Origin of the sequence: Xenorhabdus yunnanensis (assembly GCF_028598805.1) — a bacterium.
In the GTDB taxonomy this organism is placed as follows: domain Bacteria; phylum Pseudomonadota; class Gammaproteobacteria; order Enterobacterales; family Enterobacteriaceae; genus Xenorhabdus; species Xenorhabdus yunnanensis.
In genome coordinates, this window is sequence record NZ_JAQRFI010000199.1 from 1 (window position 1) to 728 (window position 728).

Below are 728 nucleotides of genomic sequence, written 5' to 3' on the forward strand. Positions count from 1 at the left end.
CTGGGTTTCCTGCTGGCGAATACTGCCTCACAGAGTTGTGTGGTGAATATCGTCCTGCGCAGTGGAGCAGCCGGAACGTGTCTGAATCACTGACGTATATGATACCCACAGTGGCAAAAACCTATTCGGTTTATCTGCCGGAGACGACATTGACTGCCACGCTTTCTGCGGATGCTTTCGGTCTGGCTGTTACCGCGATTGTGTTTGCCCGTATCGCCGGGCTGGATGAACCGAATGCGGATGCGTTCCGGTTCTGCGAACTGCGGGAATACGCGCTGCACCACCCGGAAACTGGGCTGATACGTGCGGTACTGGCGTTGCAGCCTAAAGAGGACGTTATCAGTTCGTCACTCACTCATAACAACAATAATCACCACTGACGTTATCAGTCGATGAGGCTGTTAACCCTTTTCTTAAGCGCCTGACCGGGGAGCCGACAACACCTTCCCGTTATCGGGCGGGTGTTGTCTTTTATTGACGTCAAATCAAGGAGAGCAACACCATGAACCCGATTTTTTTACCTGCGCCGGAGAGCACGACACCGGCTTCGCAGGAAGATATTTTTACCGTACAGGTCACCGGCCTGATGCAGCATCCCCAACGGCCTCAATCGCTGCGGGAGGAAACCCTGACCGTGTGTGAAACCGACTCTGTCACCGAAGCGGTACAGCGGCTGAAAGTGATCCATCTTTTGGGTGACTGGCCGGTACCGGAAATGTCTGCTACTC

General features: G+C 54.0%; 1 protein-coding gene and 1 pseudogene. Both read left to right on the forward strand.

Annotated features, from left to right (window positions below):
- A partial coding sequence (locus PSI23_RS21740) for an antirestriction protein (protein ID WP_273557015.1) occupies positions 1 to 380 on the forward strand: 380 nt, incomplete at its 5' end.
- Between the two features lie 122 nt (positions 381 to 502).
- Positions 503 to 728: pseudogene (locus tag PSI23_RS21745) on the forward strand (hypothetical protein); the annotation flags it as partial.